We start from the raw sequence: 22336 nt of genomic DNA on the forward strand, positions 1-22336 counted from the left end.
ATCCTGATCGGAGGTGCGGGCAATGACACCTTCATGTTCGCCGCAGGCTTCGGCAACGACTCGATCCAAGGCTTCGATGCCAATCCAACCGGAGGCCAGGACCTGCTCAATATTGCCGCACTGGGCGTGAGCGCTGCGAACTTCGCCGCCAACGTGACCATCGCCGATGTCGGCGCGGATACCTTGGTGTCGGTCGGTGGCGGCTCCATCCGCCTGGTTGGCATCAACGATGCCACCACTATCACCCAAACAGACTTTACCCTGGCGGTATAAGGAGGCCGCCAGCAAATCGGAACGAGGCATCAGCAACTGCAGCATGGGGCGACGCGTCGCCCCATGCTGCATTTTTGTTTCTGAGGGTTCGGTTGTGGCGACCGTGTGCCTGTGCAGGAGCCGGCTTGCCAACGAAGCGCTGCGGTGTGACGGGCGCCGGGCAGCCGTACCGGCTGCATTTGCCGCGGGGCGTGACTCCTACAGGAATACGGCGCGCTTGGCTTTTATATAGGAGCCCTACAAATCCAGTCAGCACCCTAGTTGCCTATACCGTTGAGGCTACAGTCGCAATGGCGCACGTCGAGGCAGCACGCGGCTTCGTATAAAATGAGAAAAATAATTGATTGGGTGCGGCAACCCAGGATTAGCGGCGGGGCGGCGAACAAAGCGGCCAAACGACTGTCACACCCCGCTGGGCGCAAGGGATGTGCCTGCTATTGCCTGCCCAAGAGGGGGCAGTGTGCTCAAGGAGGAACTTGAAAGTGATCGCACATCAGGCGATAGACCTTTGTTTAGACGGATCCCAACCAACCTATGCCTAACCAACCGCAGCAACCCAGCTATAGCAATGATGAAATCGATCTGGGCGAGCTCCTTCGATCGCTGTTTCAGCAGAAGTACCTGATTCTCGCCATTACCTGCCTGGTCACCTTGGGGGCGGCTGCCTATGCCTTCCTGGCCACGCCGCAGTACCAGGTGCAGAGCGTGTTGCGTCCGGTGGATCGGGGCAGTCTCGATGAGTTGAATGGCACCGGCGTCTATGAGTTGACCCCGGCCGAAGCATTGAGCCGTGTTGGGGCGGGGCTCTCTTCCTACGAGAGCCGCCTCGAGTTCTTCCGCGACAACCAGCAGCTATTCACTGGGCTGGTGGAGCCTGGACGTTCGCTGGAACAGGTCTTTGAAGCGTTCAACCGCTCTGCGTTCACTATGTTGCAGGTCGACCCGAAGAAATCCAATAGCCTGAGCGAGTTCGTCGGTATATCGCTGACCTATCCCAAGGGTGTCGATGGGGTGGCGGTGGTCAATGGGCTGGTTGCCGCCGTGCAGGAAACGGAGCGGGCGCGCATAGCCACAGACCTGAAAGTGTTGATAGCCAACCGCTTGTTTGCCCTCGAGCAAAAGATCGGGGCTGCTCGGGCAAGCTATGAGGCGAGCAAGCAGGCGCAAATCGCTGGCCTGCTCGAGCAGGATGCCTTGCGCAGGGCGCAATTGAAGGACGAGCTGCGAGCGCTGCGCAGCGAGTTGAAGACACGTCGGGAGAACCGCATCAAAAGCCTCGACGAAGCCATGCAGATAGCCGAGTCGCTGGGTATCCGCAAACCCACCACCCCCTCGGCCATGGCCGACGCGCAGCGCCAGGGACAAGTCGTCCGCACCGAAGTCAACAGTCGGGACATTCCGCTGTACTTCATGGGAGTAGATGCCTTGAAGGCCGAGCGGCAGGCCCTGAGCGAACGTAGTTCCGACGACTTCAGCGAACCTCGGATAGCCGAGATCGAGAAGGAACTGACCCTGTTGAGCCACAACCGGCAGGTAGAAGTCCTCGAACAGCGCAAGAACGAAGACCTGTACCTCAAGAGCCTGGCGGAATGGCGCCAGGAGGCGGCTCAACTCAAGGGGATCAAGTTCGATACCAGTACCCTGCAATTGGTCAGGGTGGACCAGCTGGCACTCGAACCGCTCTCCGCGGTCAAGCCGAAGAAAGCGATGGTGCTCGGGCTGGGCGGCGTCGCCGGCCTGATGCTCGGTGTCCTCGTGGCATTGCTGCGCAATCTGTTACGCCCCCGCGCGCGGGAAACACCGTAGTGTCGCGTCAACCATGATAGATCGGTTCAACGCTAGGCTTGCGTGGGGGGCTTCAGCCACGATTGACCTTCAATGCGCTGAAAGCATCGCGGCTGAAGCCCCAACAGAAAGGTTGGGCCTCCCACAAGTCGGGATCACCCCGCCCTCCAGGCAGCGCTCCCCGCGGCCAATGCATTCACCATCCGCGGCGCGCATATCGAGCCTTGCTGTGCACCGACGGAGCCAGAGGTCAATACACGGCGCGTAGCGACCATGATGCATGTAGAAAAGTTCCCGCTCGTCTGTCAGCAACTGCAAATTGATTGTAAGGACTTGTAATGTCCTACATTGCAGGCAAAATGCCGGCCAATCTCTGCTGCTGGGCGCATCAATACGCCTAACGCCCTGCAGCTCTAGAGCGAACAGCGTTAGGCTAAAAGGGAAGGCAAGAAACTCCAAGGACCGTTGTCCGCCTGTGTGTTGTCTCAAAACTGCCGTTGAGGTGACGCCCGCTCGTTGGGTGCGCCGTACACACCAGGCACCCGATTGCCAGTGGTGCGCACAGCGCACCCTACGCAGTTCAGCCGCCGCTGCTTGAGCAATGGATCATTGCGAGAAAGCACACTAGTTGGCCGCCCAGAATTACCTTTTTTGAAAGATGGATCTTAACTGTGAATGCAATCTCTCCTCCCGCCGCACAACAGGCCTTGAGCGACGAAATCGATCTGGCCGCATTAATTCATTCGCTCTGGGAGCAGAAGCTGCTCGTTGGCCTGGTGACTTTGCTGGTTGCTATGGCAGCGGCCGCCTATGCCTTCCTCGCCACACCTGAATACCAGGTGCAAACTGTGCTGCGCCCGGCGTCGATCAAGGATCTCGATGCTTTGAACCGCACTGGCGTTTACGAGCTGAAGCCGGCACAAGCCATGCGACGCGTTGGTGCAACTCTGGAGTCCTATGACAGTCGCCTGGCGTTCTTTCGTGCCAACTTGGGGCTGTTCGAGGCCCTACGCCAACCCAATCGCAGCCTCGAGCAAACCTTCGAAAGCTTCAATCGGGTGGCGTTCAAGATGCTCCAGCCTGACCCGAGAAAGACCGACAACCTGAGCGCCTATGTTGGCGTTCAACTGACCTACCCGGAGGGCGTCGATGGCGTAGCCTTGGTCAATGGCCTGGTCGAGCATGCCATACAGGCGGAGCGCGGGCGGATCGCCGCCGATCTGCAAGCGCTGATCCAGAACCGCCTGAATCAGCTCGAATTGAAGATCGCCGCGGCCCGCGCCAACTACGCAGCGAGCAAGGAAGTCAAGATCGCCGCCTTACTCGAGGCCGACAGCCTCAAGCGTGCGAAGCTGCAAGATGAACTCAAGGCTTTGCGCCAACAGCTCAAGGCCAGCCGTGACAACCGCATCACCCAATTGGATGAAGCGATCCGCATTGCCAAGGCGCTGGGTATCGGCAAGCCCACCACACCTTCCGCATTGGGCGAGGGTGAGCGCGTAGCGCAAGGCAGTGTGATCCGCACCGAGGTCAATAACCAGCAGATACCGCTCTACTTTATGGGCAGCGAGGCCCTGGAGGCCGAGCGCAACGCCTTGCTCCAGCGCCGCTCCGACGACTTCACTGAGCCGCGCATCGCGCAGATCGCCAAGGAGCTGCAACTGCTGGCGCGCAACCGCCAGGTCGAAGTGCTCAACCAGCGTGAAAACGAAGACCTGTTCCTCAAGGACTTGGCCATCTGGCGTGAGGAGGCGGCACGTTTGCGCAACCTCAACTTCGACGTAGCCGATCTCAAGCTGGTATCGATCGATCAGGTCGCCGTGGAACCCCTGAAGCCGATCAAGCCCAAGAAAGCGCTGATCCTGGCATTAGGCGTGGTGCTCGGCGGCATGCTCGGCCTGTTCATCGCCCTTCTGCGCAATATGCTGCGCCGTAAACCCGAAGCTCTCGCTCTGACGCATGCGGCTTGAGTCGGCACATTAGCTGTAGGAGTCTGCTTGCTGGCGATCTGTTGTAGGGTGCGCCGTGCGCACCATGGCCCGAAATCCAAGCGTTGCGCGTAGCGCGCACTCCACACAGATTCATAAGCAAGCAGATTCTACCCGCTTTTGAGGTCAACACGTGGCCAAAAGCAAGGAATAGCCCCGGCAGTTCTACCTGTCGGCATCGTTAACGGACTAACACAGATAGACCACATGGTTTACCCCGATATCCCCCATCAAGGCGTCACCGGCTCCTGTCACCAACTGCAGATGGATGCCCGGCACGGTCTGCTGATCCACTGCGGCCTATTCCAGGGCGCGGAAACTTCGCCTGAAGGCAAATCCGGCGCTGATCGCCTGGCTATCGACTTTCTCATGGACACGATCAAGGCCCTGGTCGCCACCCATCTGCACATCGATCGCGTCGGGGCATCTCCTACCTGTTGGCCGTCTGTAGCAAGGGGTCGTTCTTCTGTGGCGAACCCTCTGCCAAGCTGTAGCCCATCGTGCTGGAAGACGCTTTCAAGCTCGGCTTCAGTCGCGACCAGAAACAGGTCTACCGCGACTTCAAGCCCTTCTGGGATAACGAAGCGCTCCAGCAAGTGAAACAAGGTCGCAAACCGCTGGACTTTGAGCAGTTGCTAACCGTCGATAGCCATGAGGCACACTTGGCGATGGTCCGCGACCTGGCGGAAACCGCTCGTCTGGCCATCGTCATAGCAGGGAACGGGATGTGCACGAGCGGTCGAATTGTCAATTGCCTGAAATCCATGCTGTCCGACCCGCGGCACTACGTCCTCTTCGTCGGCTACCAGCCCCGAGGCAGTGCGGGCCGGACCATCCAAGCCTACGGTCCGCGTGGCGGCAATGCAGATTTGGACGGGCAACGCTGTGACATTCGCGCTCAAATCCATACTATAGGCGGCTATTCGGCCCATGCGGACCAGAAGGGGCGGATGTATTTTTTTACGCGAATGCGTGAGTGGCTGTCCGAGGTGAGGATTGTGCATGGCGAGCCGGCCGCGAGAAACATACCGGCCAAGCGCCTTCAAGGTGCCTATGCGAATAAAAGGTTGCCTTTGCAGGTAACCATCCCAAGCTGAAGACTCGATCAATATCGAGACGAAAATCCAACCGGAGTTTTACCTGATGTCAGGCATGAAGCAGGCGAGCATCGCCAAATTCAAGAGCAAAGAAGCCATCATCGGCATTGTCGGCCTAGGCTATGTCGGCCTTCCTCTGATGCTGCGTTACAACGCCATCGGCTTCCGCGTGCTGGGCATCGATATCGATGAAGGCAAGGTTTCCAAGCTGAATACCGGCCAAAGCTATATCGAGCACATTCCGAGTGAAAAAATTGCCAGTGCCCGTCAGAGTGGTTTTGAGGCGACCGCCGAATTTCATCGCGCCAGCGAGTGTGATGCGCTCATCCTCTGTGTGCCGACGCCGCTGAACAAATACCGCGAGCCGGACATGAGCTTTGTGATCAATACCACCGATGCCATCAAGCCTTACCTGCGGGAAGGGCAAGTGGTCTCGCTGGAAAGCACTACCTACCCGGGAACTACTGAAGAAGAGCTGCTACCCCGCGTCGAAGAAGGTGGCCTGCGTGTCGGTGAGAGCATCTTCCTTGTCTACTCCCCGGAACGCGAAGACCCGGGCAACCCCGACTTCGAAACCCGTACCATCCCGAAAGTGATCGGTGGTCATACGCCAGCCTGCCTCGAGGTCGGTGTTGCGCTCTATGAGCATGCTATCGATAAGGTCGTACCGGTCAGTTCCACCAAGGCAGCGGAAATGACCAAGCTGCTGGAAAATATCCATCGGGCAGTGAATATCGGACTGGTCAACGAGATGAAAGTCGTCGCCGACCGTATGGGCATCGATATCTTCGAGGTGGTCGATGCAGCTGCTACCAAACCATTCGGTTTCACCCCTTATTATCCAGGTCCCGGCTTGGGCGGTCATTGCATTCCTATCGATCCCTTCTACTTGACTTGGAAGGCTCGTGAATATGGGCTGCACACGCGCTTTATCGAACTCTCTGGAGAGGTCAATCAGGCCATGCCTGAATACGTTGTCAGCAAGTTGATGGATGGCCTCAATGACAATGGCAAAGCATTGAAAGGTAGCAAGGTGCTGGTTCTCGGTATCGCCTACAAAAAGAATGTGGACGATATGCGCGAGTCACCTTCTGTGGAGATCATGGAGCTGCTCGAAGCAAAAGGCAGCGTGGTGGCCTACAGCGACCCTCATGTACCAGTCTTCCCGAAAATGCGTGAGCACCACTTCAATCTGTCGAGCGAACCGTTGACTGCGGAAAATTTGACGAGTTTCGACGCCGTGGTACTGGCCACCGATCACGACAAATTCGACTACGAACTGATCAAGCAGCACGCTCGTCTGGTTGTCGACAGCCGCGGTAAATACCGTACTCCGCAGGCTCACATCATCAAAGCCTGATTACTCGCTGTCTACGAATACCCGGTAATTCCTGTCAAGGGACTCCGGGTTGTAGTGTTTCACAAAGGATAATTATGAAAAAATTCGCTCTGATCGGCGCTGCCGGCTATATCGCTCCCCGCCATATGCGCGCCATCAAAGACACCGGTAATGAGTTGGTGTCCGCCTATGACATTAACGATTCGGTCGGCATCATCGACAGCATCTCGCCGCAGAGCGAGTTTTTCACCGAGTTCGAGCGCTTTATCGAGCATGCCTGGGTGTTGAAGCGCGATCCAGCTACAGCGCTGGACTATGTAGCTGTCTGCTCGCCCAACTACCTGCACCATGCGCATATCGCGGCAGGTTTGCGTTTGGGATGTGATGTGATTTGTGAAAAACCGCTGGTGCCTACCCCAGAGATACTCGATGAGTTGGCCTTGGTCGAAAAGGAAACCGGAAAGCGCGTTTACAACATCCTGCAACTGCGCCATCACCAGGCAATCCTCGAACTTAAGGATAAAGTAGCTCGTGAAGCCAGCGAGCACAAATACGATGTAGAGCTGACTTACATTACCTCGCGCGGTAAGTGGTACATGGAAAGCTGGAAAGGCGACCCGCGCAAGTCCTTCGGCGTGGCCACCAATATCGGTGTGCATTTCTATGACATGCTTCACTTCATCTTTGGCAAGCTGCAGCGCAACGTCGTGCACTTCACCAATGAGTACAAGGCAGCGGGTTATCTCGAATACGAAAAAGCGCGGGTGCGCTGGTTTCTCTCTATTGACGCAAACGATCTGCCGGATGCGGTCAAAGGCAAGAAACCGACCTACCGCTCGATCACCGTCAATGGCGAGGAGTTAGAGTTTTCCGAAGGTTTCACCGATCTTCACACCACCAGTTATCAGGAAATTCTTGCTGGGCGTGGCTATGGCATAGAGGACGCTCGCCACTGTGTCGAGACCGTGGATACCATTCGCTCCGCTGCTATTGCCGGTGTGCAGAACGATGAAGGCCACCCGTTCCTCAAAACCCTGAGCCGCTGAGGCATCCATGAGCTATCAGGTGCATCCTTCCGCCATCATCGACGATGGCGCACAGATCGGTGAAGGTTCACGGGTCTGGCATTTTGTTCACGTCTGTAGCGGGGCACGCATTGGCAAAGGCGTATCGCTTGGTCAGAACGTATTCGTCGGCAATAAGGTTGTGGTCGGTGACAACTGCAAGATCCAGAACAATGTCTCGGTGTACGACAACGTCACCTTGGAAGACGGCGTGTTCTGTGGGCCGAGCATGGTCTTCACCAATGTCTACAATCCTCGCTCGCTAATTGAGCGCAAAAGTGAGTATCGCGACACCTTGATCAAGCGCGGCGCTACTTTGGGAGCCAACTGCACCATTATCTGTGGCGTGACGATTGGTGAGTTCGCTTTTGTTGGTGCGGGAGCGGTTGTTAATAAAGATGTACCTGCCTACGCGCTGATGGTCGGTGTACCTGCTCGACAAATCGGTTGGATGAGTGAGTTCGGTGAACAACTCGACTTGCCGTTGGAGGGGCAGGGGGCGGTAACCTGTCCGCATGTTGGTGCTTGCTATGTACTGAACGGCAAAGCCTTGAGCAAAGTGGACGCGCGATAAATGATTGAATTTATTGACCTCAAAACACAGCAAGCGCGTATCAAGGAGCAAATCGACGCCGGCATCCAGCGCGTCTTGGCCCACGGCCAGTACATCCTTGGTCCGGAAGTCGTCGAGCTTGAAGAAAAACTCGCTGCCTTTACCGGCGCTAAATACTGCATCACCTGTGCCAACGGAACAGATGCCTTGCAGATCGCTCAGATGGCTTTAGGGATTGGTCCAGGCGACGAAGTCATCACCCCCGGCTTCACTTACATTGCTACGGCTGAAACGGTGGCCCTGCTGGGGGCGAAGCCGGTGTATGTGGATATCGACCTGCGCACCTACAATCTCGATCCGAATTTGCTGGAAGCCGCCATCACGCCGCGTACCAAGGCGATTATCCCTGTGTCATTGTATGGCCAGTGTGCCGATTTCGATGCTATCAACGCTATTGCTGCCAAATACGGCATTCCGGTGATTGAGGATGCTGCACAGAGCTTTGGGGCCACCTACAAGGGCATGCGCTCCTGCAACCTGACCACTATCGCTTGCACCAGCTTCTTCCCTAGCAAGCCCTTGGGTTGCTATGGCGATGGCGGGGCCATTTTCACCAACGACGAGGAGTTGGCAACGATTCTGCGTCAGATTGCCCGTCACGGCCAGGATCGCCGCTATCACCACATCCGAGTGGGTGTGAACAGCCGTCTCGATACCCTGCAGGCTGCCATTTTGCTGCCTAAGCTGGATATCTTCGAAGAAGAAGTCACCCTGCGCGGGCAGGTCGCTGCCCGCTACAGCGAGCTACTGCTCGCCAATGGGGGTGATGCTTTCGCTGCGAGCGGTGCTTCTGGCGTCATTGCCATCCCCCACATCGAACCACACAACACCAGCGCTTACGCCCAGTACACCGTTCGTGTCCATGATCGTGAGTCAGTTCAGGAAAAACTGAACAGGGCCGGCATTCCCACCGCAGTGCATTACCCTATTCCATTGAATAAACAGCCAGCGGTGGCTGATAGGACAGCTCGTTTACCGGTAGGTGATGAGGTGGCAGAACAGGTGATGAGTTTGCCAATGCATCCGTATATGGATGCTGAAGTGATCCAGAGAATCGTGCAGAGCCTGGTTTAGTAGAATGAAAATTATCGTAACCGGTGGCGCCGGTTTCATTGGTTCGGCAGTCATCCGCCACATTATCCGTAACACGGACGACAGTGTGGTTAACCTCGACAAATTGACCTATGCCGGCAATCTCGAATCGTTGTCTGAAGTCAGTGGCAGCGAGCGTTACACTTTCGAAAAAGTGGATATCTGTGACCGTGCTGAAGTAGAGCGAGTGTTCCGCGAGCATCAACCAGATGCGGTCATGCATTTGGCGGCTGAGTCCCATGTGGATCGCTCCATCGACGGCCCAGCGGCGTTCATTGAGACTAATATCGTTGGCACCTACATATTGTTGGAAGTGGCCCGTCAGTACTGGCTAGGGATGAATGATCTGCGCAGGGCAGCCTTCCGATTCCATCACATCTCCACCGACGAGGTGTATGGCGATCTGGAGGCTCCAGAAGAGCTGTTCACTGAAACCACTCCTTACGCCCCTAGCTCGCCCTACTCGGCGAGCAAGGCCAGTTCCGATCACCTGGTGCGCGCTTGGCGTCGTACCTATGGCCTGCCGACGTTGGTTACCAACTGCTCGAACAACTACGGGCCGTATCACTTCCCCGAAAAACTCATCCCGCTGATGATCCTCAACGCCCTGGACGGCAAGCCGCTGCCGGTTTACGGCACAGGTAATCAGGTGCGCGACTGGCTCTATGTGGAGGACCACGCCCGTGCCTTGTACAGAGTGGTGACCGAGGGCAAAGTGGGGGAGACATACAATATTGGTGGCCACAACGAGAAGCAGAACATCGAGGTCGTGCATACCCTCTGTGAATTACTCGATGAATTGTGTCCTGACTCGCCGCACCGCCCGCATGCCTTACTGATCACGCACGTTCAGGATCGCCCTGGCCACGATCTGCGTTACGCCATCGACGCCAGCAAGATCCAGCGAGAACTGGGTTGGACGCCAGAGGAAACCTTCGAATCCGGTATCCGCAAGACTGTCGAGTGGTACCTGAGAAATCTGGAATGGTGTCGCCGCGTGCAAGACGGCAGTTCTCAACGCGAACGCCTCGGCTCCCCGGCATAAGGACTGGCAATATATGAAAGGCATTATCCTCGCCGGTGGCTCGGGCACCCGGCTTTACCCTATTACCAAGGGTGTGTCCAAGCAGCTACTGCCGATCTACGACAAGCCCATGGTGTATTACCCGCTGTCGGTGCTTATGCTCGCCGGCATCCGTGACATCCTGTTGATCAGTACCCCGGACGACATCGGTGGTTTTCAGCGTCTGCTAGGCGATGGTCGCGAGTTCGGTATTCGGCTTAGCTACGCCGTACAACCCAGCCCCGATGGACTGGCGCAAGCTTTCATCATTGGCGAAGAGTTCATCGGGGGTGATTCGGTCTGCTTGGTGCTGGGCGACAACATTTTCTATGGCCAAGGCTTTAGCCCCATGCTGCGCAATGCAACTCAGCGCGAGACTGGTGCCACTGTATTTGGCTATCAGGTCAAGGATCCGGAGCGGTTTGGTGTGGTCGAGTTCGATGCCGATAATCGCGCCGTTTCCATCGAAGAAAAGCCCCTCAAGCCCAAATCCCACTTTGCAGTGACTGGCCTGTATTTCTATGACAATGACGTAGTCGAGATCGCCAAGCAGGTAAAACCCTCCGATCGTGGTGAACTGGAAATTACTAGCATCAACCAGGCCTACCTGGAGCGTGGCGATCTCAACGTCCAGGTGCTTGGGCGCGGCTTCGCCTGGCTCGATACCGGTACCCATGAAAGCCTGCTGGAAGCTGCTCACTTTGTCGAAACCATCGAGAAGCGCCAAGGCTATAAAGTGGCTTGCCTCGAAGAGATCGCTTTTTATAACGGTTGGCTAAGTGCCGACGACTTGCAGCAAATCGGTAAAGCCTTAAGCAAGAACGGCTACGGTCAATACCTTCTCTCCCTAATAAAATGAAAATTCTTCATATTGCTGATCCTCAGACATTCACAAAATCGTTCTTTAAACTCATAGAGAAAGAGTTTGAGCCAGCACAGCATTCTATATTGAGTCACGTGCCGGTAAATGAATGGCCGAAAGACTTTACAATAAATAACAAGGCTTCGGTAGGAGTGGTCTGGGTTTTGGATTTTATTCGGGCTGTATATCGTGCGGATAAAATAATTATTCATGGTCTGTTTGATTTTTATGTAGTAACTCTGCTGGCTCTGCAGCCTTGGCTTTTAAGAAAATGCTACTGGATGATGTGGGGGGGCGATTTATACGCCTATGAACTGAGTCCGCGTAGCTGGAAGTGGAGGCTAAAAGAGTTCTTTCGCCATCCTGTAATTAAACGCATGGGCTGTTTGATTACCTATGTCGAAGGTGATGTGGAGTTGGCGCGTAATTGGTATGGGGCTACAGGCAAGCATTGTCGATGCCTTATGTATACAAGTAATATATATCGAGAGTACGCTATAAAAAGCGAGTCGCACAGGACAATCAATATTCAGGTCGGCAACTCGGCAGACTCAAGCAATAATCACCTCGAGATTCTTGAGAGGCTTACTCCGTTTCGTGATGAGGATATCGTAATTTATGCCCCTCTTTCCTATGGTAATACTGAGTATGCCCAATCTGTGATAAGGGTGGGTAAGGAAAGATTTGGGGATAAATTCAAACCATTGACTGATTTTATGCCATTCGATCAGTATCTGGATTTTCTCGGAAAGGTTGATATTGCTATTTTCAATCACAAGCGCCAGCAAGCGATGGGAAATATTATTACCCTCTTGGGGATGGGTAAGAAAGTTTACATGAGAAGTGATATCACTCCGTGGGCAATGTTCAGGAAAATAGGGGTGAAAATCTATGAGAGTTCAGAGCTTGACCTGAGTTCAATGGATGAGCATTTTGTTAAGTCTAATCGTGCGGCGATTAGAAATAATTTTTCCGAAAAAATAATAGTTGATCAGCTAAGTCAAATATTTGAGGGGTAAATTCATGGCTTACTACTCAGATGAGCAGCTCAAGCAGATGGGTTTTCGACGTCTTGGTATAAATGTCAAAATAAGTGATAAGGCAAGCATCTATAACGCCGATCAAATTGAGGTTGGAGATAACTCTAGGATCGATGATTTTTGTGTCATATCAGGTAAGGTTAGAATTGGTGCATTCTGCCACATAACACCAATGTGTCTGGTGGCTGGTGGAGTTCCAGGTATATTTTTTTCTGATTTCTGTACGCTGGCATACGGTGTGAAAGTTTTTTCTCAGTCGGATGATTACAGCGGCGAAACACTGACGAACTCTTTAATTCCTCGTAAATTTAAGAGGGAGATTTTCGAAGAGGTAATGTTCGGTAAGCACGTGATTGTTGGCGCGGGTTCTATAATATTTCCAGGGGTTCATGTTGCTGAAGGTTGCTCTGTTGGAGCTATGACATTGGTCAATAAAAGCACCCTGCCGTGGGGCGTCTATGTAGGCAATCCGGCACGCAGGGTCAAGGAAAGAAAGCAAGATCTACTTGCGCTGGAACAAAAATTTCTAGAAGAGATTTCCAATGATTCCGTTTAACAAACCGCCCTACACTGGTAACGAAGAACAGTATGTTCTTGCTGCGATGCGCAGCCCGAAGATCTCGGGTGATGGGGAGTTCAGCAGGCGCTGCCAGACATGGTTTGAGGAAAAGTTAGGATGCAAAAAAGCACTTCTGACGCCCTCCTGCACCCACGCGCTAGAGATGGCAGCGTTACTTATCGATGTGCAAGCTGGTGATGAAATCATCATGCCAAGCTACACCTTTGTCAGTACAGCCAATGCCTTTGTCTTGCGTGGCGCGAAGATCGTTTTCGTCGATATCCGCCCGGATACCATGAATATTGATGAAAGCCTGATCGAAGCGGCGATTACATCTAAGACCAAAGCCATCGTTCCTGTCCATTATGCAGGCGTTGCCTGTGAGATGGACGCCATAATGGAGATTGCCTCCCGTCACCAGCTTTTTGTCATTGAAGATGCTGCCCAAGGCATGATGGCCACATACAAAGGTCGCCCTTTGGGCAGTATCGGCCATATGGGGGCCTTCAGCTTCCACGAAACCAAGAACTACACCAGTGGCGGTGAGGGTGGGTTGCTGATCATTAACGATGAGCGCTTCGTAAATCGCGCCGAAATAATCCGAGAGAAAGGCACTAATCGCAGCCAGTTTTTTCGTGGGATGGTGGACAAGTACAGTTGGGTTGATATCGGTAGCAGCTATCTGCCCTGTGATATTCAGGCAGCTTTCCTGTGGGGGCAACTAGAGAAGGCTGAGGAGATCAATCAGAACCGTTTGAAACTTTGGAATGCATATTACGAGGCACTACTTCCATTAGCCATCGATGGAAAAATCACGCTACCGTCAATACCGGAAGGTTGTGTTCAAAATGCACACATGTTCTATTTAAAGGTCAGCAACCTTGATGAGCGAACGCTCTTGCTTGATAGTTTGAAAAGATGTGGGGTATATAGTGTTTTTCATTATGTCCCGCTTCATTCAGCTATTGCTGGCCCGCAGTTCAGTCGGTTCCACGGTGAGGATCGCTATACAACCAAGGACAGTGAGCGTTTGATTCGTCTGCCTATCTGGTATGGTATGCAAGAGTGTGAAAGAGAACAGGTTGTTGACTCGGTCCTAGAGTTTTTCGCTTGAACGTAAAAAAAGTTGCCTCTTTTGCCGTTGGTCCCATCGGGGGGGCAGCTTTAGGCTTTATCACGCTACCGATCATTACCTGGTTCTATTCGGCTGAGGATATCGGCCGAATCGCCATGCTACAGGTAGTTTCCAGTTTCTGCGTCCTGCTATTCAGTCTAGGGCTGGATCAGGCGTATGTACGTGACTACCACGAATCGGGACATAAGCCCGCGCTGTTCAAGGCTGCCTTGTTGCCGGGATTGCTACTACTTGTTATGGGCTTGGCGTGTTGCTTTGTAGTGCCTGGTTTTATTTCCAAAGCTCTTTTTTCCGTGGACAGTGCGCTGATCAGCGTTCTGGTCGCATTGTGCTGGCTGGCCGCATTTGTCTCGCGTTTCTTGTCCTTGATCTTGCGCATGCAGGAAAGGGGCTTGGCATTTTCGATGAGCCAAGTCTTACCAAAGCTTCTTTTTCTTTCTGTCATCGGAATTTACATCCTCTTTTCATTTGGCTTTGATCTTCTCTATCTAGTAATAGCTCAGGCGCTGTCAGTTGCGGCTGTTACTCTGATTTATGGCTGGAATACCCGCCAGGAGTGGTTGGCAGCATTAAGTCAGAAAGTAGATACAGAAAAGCTGAAAGCCATGCTGCGTTTTGGCGCGCCTCTGATAATGGGCGGAGCCGCCTTCTGGGGGGTGACGGCTATGGACAAGGTTTTTTTGCGTAGCCTCTCCAGCTTCGAAGAGTTGGGTATCTATTCAGTGGCATCCAGCTTTGCCGCGGCCGCTGTCATTTTTCAGAGCATCTTCTCGACCGTCTGGGCACCTACTGTCTACAAATGGGCTGCAGAAGGCATCAATACGGAAAAGATCGACCAGGTTACGGAGTACGTATTGGTTGCCGTGGTTACCCTATTCTCGCTGGCCGGACTCTTTTCCTGGATCATCACCTATTTGTTACCACCCTCGTACGCAAGCGTTCAATATATTCTGGTGGCCTGCATGGCTTATCCGTTGTTCTACACCCTTTCGGAAGCAACAGGAGTCGGACTGGGTATTGCGCGGAAAAGCAGCTATGCAATGATGGCTTCGATTATCGCAGTCTTGGTAAATTTCGTAGGAAACTACTTGCTTGTCCCTACTTATGGGGCGGCAGGCGCAGCCATATCGACAGCCTTTGCGTTCTGGGCGTTTTTTTTCTGTCGCACGGAGTTTTCGTGCCGGGTATGGCGGCCAATACCTCGCTTGAGGCTATACTCGATGACACTGGCTTGCTTGGTCATTTCAGTGCTCTTCGTTTTGATGGGACACGATCTCTACTTGGGATTTGTTTTTTCTTGGTTTTTGCTGTTGCTGATAAACGGAATTGTTAATAAGAAACTTATTAAAGTGGTTTTCATGAAGCTGACGAGATCCAATTCTACGGCTTAAGTGTTGAGCTCCGACTGATGCTCAAGTTTGACTATGTCGCTGTGGTTGACAATTGTTTTGTGCGGGATGTTTGTGCATAGTTAGTGTTTGGAATGTATTGCCTTAGATTGTTTCTATAGCGGATTATCTATGTTTGTTTATTTGTGTTTCTTCTGTTTTTTATCCGGCCTGATATTTTTTGCTAGCAGGGTGCCAGTTCATCAGTCGAGGGTAATTGTTTATATTGTATTCGTCTTTTTAATTGGTTTTGCGGGGCTGCGAGGGCTTGTCGGGTCTGATACGATCTCATATTTTTTATTTTATGAGCAGTTTAAGAGTCCTGAGGTGGTAAGTGATTACTTAACCAAGATGGAGCCTGTTTTTGTACTTTTGCTTACGCTGCATAGCAATGTGATAGATAATAAATTTTTGTATCTTTTAATGATGTCTGTTTTTCAGGTATGGCTTCTATGGTTGGTTTATAAGAGGAGTGGTAGTAAATACTTGTTTCTTTTTTGTTATGTTTTAATTTTCTATCTGAATTTTCATTTTAATATCACGAGGGCGGCGATTGCAGCAATGTTGCTTTTGGTGTCCCTTACAAGTGAGTCAAATAGAATTAAGGTGATTGCGGCAATGTTAGCGCCTGGTTTCCATTTTTCAGTATTGTTCTTTTATCCTCTGTTTTTCACTCGTATGAGTTTGAGGTATTTTCTAGTGCTTGCTGTTTTTTTGTTGGTCGGGTTGCTTGCTATTTATAATTATCTGGATTTTTTTGTGGCAAAGTACCACTCTTACGAGAGTTATATGTCGGGGCGCTCGACAGGTGTGTCTTTGGCTGGAACGCTGTTTTTTATTAATACTCTCGTCTCGATTTTTGTTTTGCGTAAGGTGTCTTTTGTTTTTCTATGGGTTTCATGTCTTCTTTTGCTTTCTTTGGTTGTTAACGAATTTTATCCTATTGGCTATAGGCTTGTGACTATTGGGTTGCTTCTTTATTTTTACTTTCTTCTGGAGGAGCTGTCCACAAGGACATCCAGATTGAATTATTTGTTTTTCTGGGCTCCCGTTTTCTTGGTTTTTTCCATATTTATGTATGGGCTTGTCAATGAGGTTTCGGTGCTTGAGAAGAGAATAGCGGCGGGGGACGATCTGGAAAACTCACTGCACTCTACCTATATTCCCTATGAATTTTATTGGGCTGATGAGGACGTTGGTGAGTCTCTTGTTCCTTGAAAATTTTGTTCCGTGCTTTGATAGGTTTCTGCGCAGTTGAATGGATTTCTCTGTGGGTGAGTGTAAATTTTGACGGGGATGACCAAAGGTTCTTATGTCCTTCTTTATATGGGGGCAGGACCGGCAGAGAGAGGTCGCTGTCATGCTTTGCAATTGACAGCTACTTATTTTTCTCTAGGGGTGGGAGGCGCATAATTTGAGTGGATTATGATTGGCAGGTTTTTCTGGCTTTCTGGCTTTCTGGCTGTGATGTTGATTTTGTAGGAATTTTAGAAATATTAGCGTGGGTTGCTTATGAATAGTATAGTTGTTATTTGTCAGCATTTTGTGCCATACACGCCTGCAGTGGGTGGAGTGGCTAGGGTTTGGTATTTAATCGACTATTTGAGCAAGAATGGCTTCAAAGTTTATGTGGTTACTTCTGATGGTGCGCACTATGGAGCTTTAGGTTTTCCTGCGTTTTCAGGGAATGTTGAAGTTATTTATTTGCGGGATCCGGTTAAAAAATTTATACAGAGTGGTATCAAGGAGTCTGCTTCGAGTGGGGGGCGCAGAGTTTCGTGGCGGATGCGTTTTATGGTCAAGACTCGTGCGTTTTTTGAGGAGTTGATGATTCCTGATCCCGGGATATTTGTAGTCTTCAAATATCTTAAGGCGGTTTCCCGGTTGGTTGTTGATAAAAACATTAAGAATGTTTTCGTATCCTCTCCCCCTCATAGTATTCAGTTGGTTGGTCTTTTGCTTAAAGCACGGTTTGGGAAGGGGGTAAATGTCGTCGCTGACTACCGTGATAGTTGGAATTCGAGGGTGACCTTTAGAAAAAAAACTTTCGTCGGAAATAAAATTTCTTGCTGGATGGAAAGGCGCATAGTTAACTCGGTGAATTATATAACATATGCTTCCTCTCCTATTTTTGAAAAATTAACTAACCTGTGTGCTGATGGGATTTCAAGTAAAGGCGTCCTTGTTATGAATGGCTTTCCGAGGGAGCCTATTGCACTGGAAAAACCTGAATCTCTCCCAGGGTCGGTTGTGAGAATTGGACATTTTGGAATTGTTAATGACGAGGTGCATAGCTACCGAAATATTGAACCAATTATCAGAGCTATTGAGAAGGCGCGCGCTTCAGGTACTGAGATAATTCTTGAGTTATATGGTTCCGCCAGATTTTCTCGCTTGGATATGGATGACTTTCCATTTGTTTCAATTTTTGGGAGTCTGTCGCATGATTCAGCTTTAGAAAAAATGACCGAAATGGACTATTTATTGATGTTTCATATGGAGGTTAAAGACAGTGAGGAGATTGTTACGGGTAAGTTCTTTGATTATGTTTCGGCTAGGCGTCCAATTTTGTGTGTTTCGCCGCGAGGTATGGAAGGTGCTAGGCTAGTTAGAGAGCATGAATTTGGTGTTTGTGCTGATAGCGAAAATGAAGACGATGTGGTAAGGCAGCTTGTAAAGTTGAAAGACCATGATTTTTCCGGTCTTTATTCTCGAGATGATATATCAAAGTTTAGTCGTGCATCTCAATACGAAAAAATACTCTCTATTTTGAAATGACCTTGAAGATTCTTATACTTTCTCAGTATTTCAGTCCTGAAAGCTTCATCATCAATGATGTGGCGCGCACGCTCGTTGCGCAGGGGCATGAAGTAGTTGTCGCCACCGGCAAGCCAAACTACCCGGACGGGGAGGTTTTTCCTGGTTATCGAGCGGGTGGGATTCAGCATGAGCTTTTTGCGGATACGGTGGAAGTGATCCGAGTTCCGCTATGGCCAAGAGGCAAGGGCGGTGCCGGCAATTTGATGTTGAATTACCTCTCGTTTGTTCTCTGCGGGCTTGTTTTTTTTCCATGGTTGCTGAGGAAGCGCGAGTTCGACGCCATACTGGTTTTTGCGCCGTCCCCGATCACTCAAGTTATTCCGGCCATCCTTCTGAAATCGCTGAAGAAATCTCACTTGGCTGTATGGGTTCAGGATCTGTGGCCGGAGAGTCTGTCAGCCACTGGGTTCGTCAGGCATCCACATCTTCTCAAGGCGGTTGGCTATCTCGTCAGAGGGATTTATGCGGGGTGCGATACCTTGCTGGTTCAATCCCGGGCATTCGTCGAGCCCGTGGCGCGCTATGCGCGGCGCGAAAAGATCATCTATTACCCCAATTCAATGGGGGGACAGGCGCCGGCCCAAGCTGTGGAGAGGATTTCTCCCGAATTGGCCGGGGAGCTTGAGCAGCATTTCAGTGTTGTTTTCGCGGGTAATCTGGGAACGGCCCAAGCTGTCGAGACGCTGCTCGAAGCAGCCATTCAGTTGAAAGACGATCCTGAGATTCGTTTGGTGCTCGTCGGTAGCGGTAGCCGACTCTCTTGGCTGCAGGCGCAGAAGCAGGCGTACCAGTTGGATAACTTGCTGTTGCCTGGGCGTTTTCCAATGGCGGCGATGCCGCAGATTTTCGAGCGTGCAGCTGCCTTGCTGGTGTCGCTCAAGGATGAGGAAATCTTCGCCCAGACGATACCGAGCAAGATCCAGGCTTATCTTGCGGCTGGGCGACCGGTTATCGCTTCATTGCGTGGCGAGGGGGCGCGGGTCGTCGCCGAGGCGGGTGCGGGGGAGGCTTGTGAGCCGGATGATCCTACCGCGTTGGCAGGATTGATCCGCTCCATGAAAAGTCGACCTGCTGCCGAGCTGCAAGCCATGGGACTGGCGGGCAAGGCATATTTCAATGAACACTTCGAGATGAGCAGCCAGGTGACGCGTCTGGTGGAGATTCTTGAGGCTCAGGGTAAGGGGCGATATTGATGCGCATATTGGTGTTGGGCATAACCGGCATGCTGGGCGGTGCCGTATATAGAACGTTTAGCCACGATCCGACGTATGAAGTCTGGGGCACAATGCGCAGTGCTGGGGCGCTGCAGTATTTCGCCGAGCAGAGCAGAGCACGCCTGCTGACTGGGGTCGATGTACTCGACCAGGATGGACTGGTCAGTGTGCTGGAGCGTACCCGTCCCGATGTCGTCATCAACTGCATCGGTTTGATCAAGCAGTTGGCCGACGCAAAAGATCCGCTTTCGGCCTTGCCGATTAACGCCATGCTGCCGCATCGGTTGGCGAAACTCTGTGGGTTGGCGGGTGCGCGGTTGATCCATGTGAGTACGGATTGTGTGTTCTCCGGCCGTAAGGGGATGTATACCGAGGCCGACCTGTCGGATGCCGAAGATCTCTATGGTAAGTCGAAGTTCATTGGCGAGCTGCATGAGGTGCCGCACGCGATTACGCTGCGTACTTCCATCATCGGGCATGAGCTAGGCACCAACTTTTCGTTGATCGACTGGTTTCTTTCACAAACTGGTCCGGTCAAGGGCTATAGAAAAGCCATATTCTCCGGCTTGCCCACGGTCGAACTGGCTCGGGTGATGAAGGACTATGTGATTCCGACTCCCGAGCTGCATGGTCTTTATCATGTATCGGTCGAGCCGATCGACAAACTGTCGCTGCTCAGGCTGGTGGCCGAGGTCTATGGGCACAAGATTCAGATCACTCCAGATGAGCAAGTCTGTATCGATCGCTCGTTGGACTCTTCCCGTTTCCGTCAGGCCACTGGTTACCTACCCCCGGCTTGGCCCGAGCTGGTCAAAATGATGCGTGACCAGCGTTAATTTTTATATTTTCAAGTGTGGTGACTGTTTATGTTCGATGACAAAGTCTTGATGATCACCGGCGGTACCGGCTCCTTCGGTAATACCGTGTTAAAGCGCTTCCTCGATACCAATGTCAAGGAAATCCGGGTGTTCAGCCGGGACGAGAAGAAGCAGGAAGATATGCGCATCGCCCTGGCCAATGACAAGGTCAAGTTCTATATCGGCGATGTGCGCAATTACGACAGCGTCTCCCAGGCCATGGTCGGTGTTGACTATATCTTTCATGCAGCGGCTCTGAAGCAGGTGCCTTCCTGCGAGTTCTACCCCATGGAAGCGGTCCGTACCAATGTCATCGGCACGGAAAATGTGCTGAATGCGGCGATCGCCACCGGCGTCAAGCGCGTGGTGGTGCTCAGCACGGATAAGGCGGTGTATCCGATCAATGCCATGGGCATTTCCAAGGCCATGGCGGAAAAGCTCATGGTCGCCAAGTCGCGGATGATTCCAGAGTCCGGTCCGGTTATCTGTGCGACCCGCTACGGCAACGTGATGGCTTCGCGCGGCTCGGTGATCCCTCTGTTCATCAGCCAGCTCAAGAGCGGCGAGCCGCTGACGGTCACCGATCCGAACATGACCCGCTTTTTGATGTCGCTTGAAGATTCCGTAGATCTGGTCCTGCATGCCTTCGAGCATGCCGAACAGGGCGACATCTTTGTGCAGAAGGCCCCCGCCTCGACGGTGGCGGACCTTGCTCAGGCGCTCAAAGAGCTGTTTTCCCGCAACAACCCGGTGAAGGTAATCGGTACTCGGCATGGCGAGAAGCTCTATGAGTCGCTGATTTCCCGTGAGGAAATGGCCAAGGCTGAGGACATGGACCGTTATTACCGAATTCCGGCGGATAACCGTGACCTCAACTACAAGAAGTTTTTCGTCGAGGGCGAGCAGCATATTTCCGAACTTGACGACTACACCTCACATAATACCGAGCGCCTGAGCATTCAAGGCATCAAGGATGTACTGCTCAAGCTGGACTACATTCAGGAGCAGCTCGATGCTTAAGGTGATGACGCTGGTCGGCACCCGCCCGGAGCTGATCAAGATGAGCCGCGTGATCGCGGAGCTGGATAAGCAGGTTCAGCATGTGCTGGTGCATTCGGGGCAGAACTACGACTTCGAATTGAACCAGGTGTTTTTCGATGATCTGGAGATTCGCAAGCCGGATCACTTCCTGGGGGCTGCTGGCGATACGGCGGCGAGGACCATCGCCGAAGTGATCGCTAAGGCCGATGAAGTGTTCGAGCTGGAAAAGCCCGATGCGCTCTTGCTGTATGGCGACACCAACACCTGCTTGGCGGTCATTGCGGCCAAGCGCCGGAAAATCCCCGTCTTCCACATGGAGGCGGGGAATCGTTGTTTCGATCAGCGTGTGCCGGAGGAGTTGAATCGCAAGGTTCTCGACCATCTGAGCGATATCAATATGGTTCTGACCGAACATGCGCGCCGTTACCTGATCGCAGAGGGGATTCGCCCGGAAACCATCATCAAGACCGGTTCGCACATGGAGGAAGTGCTGGATTACTACATGCCGCGTATCCAGGCCTCTGATGTGCTGCAGCGCGAAGGGCTTGAGGAGGGTAAGTTCTTCATCGTCAGTACCCATCGGGAAGAGAACGTCGATACGCCCGAGAATTTGCGCGATTTGCTGGAGACCCTGCGGGCGCTGGCCGAGACGTACCGGTACCCGATCATCGTCTCCACGCACCCCCGAACCCGGAAACGCCTGGAAGCACTGGGCGAGTCGTTGGATCACCCGTTGATTCGCTTCGTCAAACCGTTCGGTTTGCTGGACTACATCAAGCTGCAGATGTCGGCGTTCTGTGTGCTATCCGACAGCGGCACCATTACCGAAGAGGCTTCGTTGCTGAACCTGCCGGCGATCACCATCCGCAATGCCCATGAGCGGCCAGAGGGCATGGATGAGGGTACGCTGATCATGAGTGGTCTGAAGACGGAGCGTGTACTGGATGCGGTGCGTGTGGTGACCAGCCAGCATGACCGTGCCCGGCGCGTGATCCCTGTGGTGAAGGACTACCAGGCCGGCCCGGTATCCAAGCAGGTGGTCAGGGTGGTGCTCAGTTACACCGACTACATCAACCGTACTGTCTGGTCGAAAGCCTGAGTATTCC

The 22336-nt window shown here is 52.5% G+C and carries 18 protein-coding genes and 2 pseudogenes; all 20 read left to right on the forward strand.

Annotated elements, in window-relative coordinates:
* A pseudogene (locus FFS60_RS07690) lies at positions 1–273 on the forward strand (calcium-binding protein); the annotation flags it as partial.
* A 534-nt stretch (positions 274–807) separates the two neighbouring features.
* Positions 808–2079, forward strand: a complete 1272-nt coding sequence (locus FFS60_RS07695; RefSeq protein WP_137821624.1) for a Wzz/FepE/Etk N-terminal domain-containing protein — start codon at positions 808–810, stop codon at positions 2077–2079.
* Positions 2080–2729: 650 nt separating this feature from the next.
* The gene (locus tag FFS60_RS07700; RefSeq protein WP_137821625.1) at positions 2730–4028 is read left to right on the forward strand and encodes a Wzz/FepE/Etk N-terminal domain-containing protein; all 1299 of its coding nucleotides are present in this window, start codon (positions 2730–2732) and stop codon (positions 4026–4028) included.
* A gap of 225 nt (positions 4029–4253) precedes the next feature.
* Positions 4254–5143 (forward strand): annotated as a pseudogene (locus tag FFS60_RS07705) (MBL fold metallo-hydrolase RNA specificity domain-containing protein).
* Positions 5144–5198: 55 nt separating this feature from the next.
* Positions 5199–6503 carry a UDP-N-acetyl-D-glucosamine 6-dehydrogenase gene (gene wbpA, locus FFS60_RS07710; protein ID WP_137821703.1) on the forward strand — a complete coding sequence of 435 codons (1305 nt, stop codon included), beginning with the start codon at positions 5199–5201 and terminating at the stop codon, positions 6501–6503.
* Positions 6504–6577: 74 nt separating this feature from the next.
* Positions 6578–7528 carry a UDP-N-acetyl-2-amino-2-deoxy-D-glucuronate oxidase gene (wbpB, locus tag FFS60_RS07715; protein WP_137821626.1) on the forward strand — a complete coding sequence of 317 codons (951 nt, stop codon included), beginning with the start codon at positions 6578–6580 and terminating at the stop codon, positions 7526–7528.
* Positions 7529–7535: 7 nt separating this feature from the next.
* Positions 7536–8120: a UDP-2-acetamido-3-amino-2,3-dideoxy-D-glucuronate N-acetyltransferase gene (gene wbpD / locus FFS60_RS07720; protein WP_137821627.1), complete on the forward strand. Its 585-nt coding sequence runs from the start codon at positions 7536–7538 to the stop codon at positions 8118–8120.
* Positions 8121–9233: a DegT/DnrJ/EryC1/StrS aminotransferase family protein gene (locus FFS60_RS07725; RefSeq protein WP_137821628.1), complete on the forward strand. Its 1113-nt coding sequence runs from the start codon at positions 8121–8123 to the stop codon at positions 9231–9233.
* A 4-nt stretch (positions 9234–9237) separates the two neighbouring features.
* A complete protein-coding gene (gene rfbB / locus FFS60_RS07730; protein WP_137821629.1) occupies positions 9238–10296 on the forward strand; it encodes a dTDP-glucose 4,6-dehydratase in 1059 nt (352 codons plus the stop codon).
* A 13-nt stretch (positions 10297–10309) separates the two neighbouring features.
* A complete protein-coding gene (gene rfbA, locus FFS60_RS07735) occupies positions 10310–11173 on the forward strand; it encodes a glucose-1-phosphate thymidylyltransferase RfbA (protein ID WP_137821630.1) in 864 nt (287 codons plus the stop codon).
* Complete coding sequence (locus FFS60_RS07740) at positions 11170–12195, forward strand: TDP-N-acetylfucosamine:lipid II N-acetylfucosaminyltransferase (RefSeq protein ID WP_137821631.1); 1026 nt, start codon at positions 11170–11172, stop codon at positions 12193–12195. The genes rfbA and FFS60_RS07740 overlap by 4 nt, the downstream gene beginning before the upstream one ends.
* A 4-nt stretch (positions 12196–12199) precedes the next feature.
* A complete protein-coding gene (locus FFS60_RS07745) occupies positions 12200–12772 on the forward strand; it encodes an acyltransferase (RefSeq protein WP_137821632.1) in 573 nt (190 codons plus the stop codon).
* The gene (gene rffA, locus FFS60_RS07750; RefSeq protein WP_137821633.1) at positions 12759–13889 is read left to right on the forward strand and encodes a dTDP-4-amino-4,6-dideoxygalactose transaminase; all 1131 of its coding nucleotides are present in this window, start codon (positions 12759–12761) and stop codon (positions 13887–13889) included. Before FFS60_RS07745 ends, rffA begins: the two co-directional genes overlap by 14 nt.
* Entirely contained in the window at positions 13886–15301 is a 1416-nt protein-coding gene (locus FFS60_RS07755; protein WP_137821634.1) for an oligosaccharide flippase family protein, read from the forward strand. The genes rffA and FFS60_RS07755 overlap by 4 nt, the downstream gene beginning before the upstream one ends.
* A gap of 129 nt (positions 15302–15430) precedes the next feature.
* Complete coding sequence (locus tag FFS60_RS07760) at positions 15431–16516, forward strand: EpsG family protein (protein ID WP_137821635.1); 1086 nt, start codon at positions 15431–15433, stop codon at positions 16514–16516.
* 294 nt (positions 16517–16810) lie between these two features.
* Entirely contained in the window at positions 16811–18076 is a 1266-nt protein-coding gene (locus FFS60_RS07765; RefSeq protein ID WP_137821636.1) for a glycosyltransferase family 4 protein, read from the forward strand.
* A gap of 2 nt (positions 18077–18078) precedes the next feature.
* The gene (locus FFS60_RS07770; protein WP_137821704.1) at positions 18079–19311 is read left to right on the forward strand and encodes a glycosyltransferase family 4 protein; all 1233 of its coding nucleotides are present in this window, start codon (positions 18079–18081) and stop codon (positions 19309–19311) included.
* Positions 19311–20168 carry an SDR family oxidoreductase gene (locus tag FFS60_RS07775; protein WP_137821637.1) on the forward strand — a complete coding sequence of 286 codons (858 nt, stop codon included), beginning with the start codon at positions 19311–19313 and terminating at the stop codon, positions 20166–20168. Before FFS60_RS07770 ends, FFS60_RS07775 begins: the two co-directional genes overlap by 1 nt.
* 30 nt (positions 20169–20198) lie before the next feature.
* The gene (locus FFS60_RS07780; RefSeq protein ID WP_137821638.1) at positions 20199–21209 is read left to right on the forward strand and encodes a polysaccharide biosynthesis protein; all 1011 of its coding nucleotides are present in this window, start codon (positions 20199–20201) and stop codon (positions 21207–21209) included.
* Positions 21202–22329: a non-hydrolyzing UDP-N-acetylglucosamine 2-epimerase gene (gene wecB, locus FFS60_RS07785; protein WP_137821639.1), complete on the forward strand. Its 1128-nt coding sequence runs from the start codon at positions 21202–21204 to the stop codon at positions 22327–22329. Before FFS60_RS07780 ends, wecB begins: the two co-directional genes overlap by 8 nt.
* Positions 22330–22336 lie beyond the last annotated feature (7 nt).

Origin of the sequence: Pseudomonas sp. D(2018) (assembly GCF_005502555.1) — a bacterium.
Lineage (GTDB): Bacteria > Pseudomonadota > Gammaproteobacteria > Pseudomonadales > Pseudomonadaceae > Metapseudomonas > Metapseudomonas resinovorans.

Coding starts and splice junctions, on each gene's coding strand:
- FFS60_RS07695 (WP_137821624.1), top strand. CDS start 808: ATGCCTAACCAACCGCAGCAACCCAGCTATAGCAATGATGAAATCGAT.
- wbpA (WP_137821703.1), top strand. CDS start 5,199: ATGAAGCAGGCGAGCATCGCCAAATTCAAGAGCAAAGAAGCCATCATC.
- wbpB (WP_137821626.1), top strand. CDS start 6,578: ATGAAAAAATTCGCTCTGATCGGCGCTGCCGGCTATATCGCTCCCCGC.
- wbpD (WP_137821627.1), top strand. CDS start 7,536: ATGAGCTATCAGGTGCATCCTTCCGCCATCATCGACGATGGCGCACAG.
- FFS60_RS07725 (WP_137821628.1), top strand. CDS start 8,121: ATGATTGAATTTATTGACCTCAAAACACAGCAAGCGCGTATCAAGGAG.
- rfbB (WP_137821629.1), top strand. CDS start 9,238: ATGAAAATTATCGTAACCGGTGGCGCCGGTTTCATTGGTTCGGCAGTC.
- rfbA (WP_137821630.1), top strand. CDS start 10,310: ATGAAAGGCATTATCCTCGCCGGTGGCTCGGGCACCCGGCTTTACCCT.
- FFS60_RS07740 (WP_137821631.1), top strand. CDS start 11,170: ATGAAAATTCTTCATATTGCTGATCCTCAGACATTCACAAAATCGTTC.
- FFS60_RS07745 (WP_137821632.1), top strand. CDS start 12,200: ATGGCTTACTACTCAGATGAGCAGCTCAAGCAGATGGGTTTTCGACGT.
- rffA (WP_137821633.1), top strand. CDS start 12,759: ATGATTCCGTTTAACAAACCGCCCTACACTGGTAACGAAGAACAGTAT.
- FFS60_RS07760 (WP_137821635.1), top strand. CDS start 15,431: ATGTTTGTTTATTTGTGTTTCTTCTGTTTTTTATCCGGCCTGATATTT.
- FFS60_RS07765 (WP_137821636.1), top strand. CDS start 16,811: ATGAATAGTATAGTTGTTATTTGTCAGCATTTTGTGCCATACACGCCT.
- FFS60_RS07775 (WP_137821637.1), top strand. CDS start 19,311: ATGCGCATATTGGTGTTGGGCATAACCGGCATGCTGGGCGGTGCCGTA.
- FFS60_RS07780 (WP_137821638.1), top strand. CDS start 20,199: ATGTTCGATGACAAAGTCTTGATGATCACCGGCGGTACCGGCTCCTTC.
- wecB (WP_137821639.1), top strand. CDS start 21,202: ATGCTTAAGGTGATGACGCTGGTCGGCACCCGCCCGGAGCTGATCAAG.